This is a genomic window from Asaia sp. SF2.1 (genome assembly GCF_000505765.1).
GTDB lineage: Bacteria > Pseudomonadota > Alphaproteobacteria > Acetobacterales > Acetobacteraceae > Asaia > Asaia bogorensis.
Genome location: NZ_AYXS01000034.1, coordinates 188,082 through 188,962 on the forward strand (window position 1 = coordinate 188,082; position 881 = coordinate 188,962).

Genomic DNA, 881 nt, shown 5'->3' on the forward strand with positions numbered 1-881 from the left:
GTGGAGGACCCGCGCTATCTGGTCGATATGGCCGCATTTTACGACCGTTGTGCCCAGAGGCTTTCAGAAGAGCTGGCGAAAGGGCGTCGGATTGCGCTTTTGTGCGAAGGCGACCCGTTTCTGTACGGGTCGGCCATGTATCTGTTTGACCGCCTAAGCCCGCATTTTCGCTGCGAGATCGTGCCGGGCATTACCGGGATGAGCGGTTGCTGGTCAGCCGCCCATCTGCCGATGGTGCATGGTGATGATATTCTCAGTGTATTGCCTGCAACGCTCGATGAAGCCAGTCTCTCCGCGTGGCTCGCACGGGGTGATGCGCATGTGATCATGAAGATCGGGCGCAATTTTGCGAAAGTGCGTGCAGCCCTGCAGCAAAGCGGGCGCCACGAGAAGGCGGTGTATGTCGAGCGCGGCACACAAGCCGGGCAGGTCTGCCTGCCGCTCGATCAGGCGCCGGAAAAAGCTCCTTATTTCTCGATGGTCCTCGTGCCGGGGCGAAAGCGGGCCCGATGAAGCCTGTCCTGTATGTAGTTGGTCTTGGGCCCGGTGCTACGGGTCAGATCACAGCTGAGGCGCGTGAGGCGTTGGCTGCGGCAACTGATGTGCTGGGTTACGGGCTTTATGTCACCCGCGCCTTTGCGTCGGGGGTAGACGAGCGTGCAACGCCCCATGTGACGGATAATCGTGAGGAACTCGATCGCGCCCGCCATGCGCTCGATCTGGCAACGAGCGGGCGAGTGCCTGTGGTCGTCTCGGGCGGGGACGCGGGCGTTTTCGGCATGGCGAGCGCCGTGTTCGAGGCCGTGGCAGGCGGGCCACTTGCCTGGCGTGCTATCGATATACGCGTCATACCCGGCATCAGTGCCGTGCTCGCCGCGGCG

Annotated in this window: 2 protein-coding genes; both read left to right on the plus strand. The window is 62.4% G+C overall.

Features of this window, described 5'->3' with window-relative positions:
* A partial coding sequence (locus P792_RS32040) for an SAM-dependent methyltransferase (protein WP_031241241.1) occupies positions 1 to 513 on the plus strand: 513 nt, incomplete at its 5' end.
* On the plus strand, positions 510 to 881 hold a 372-nt coding region (locus P792_RS39085; protein WP_035440253.1), incomplete at its 3' end, for an SAM-dependent methyltransferase. The genes P792_RS32040 and P792_RS39085, both read left to right, overlap by 4 nt.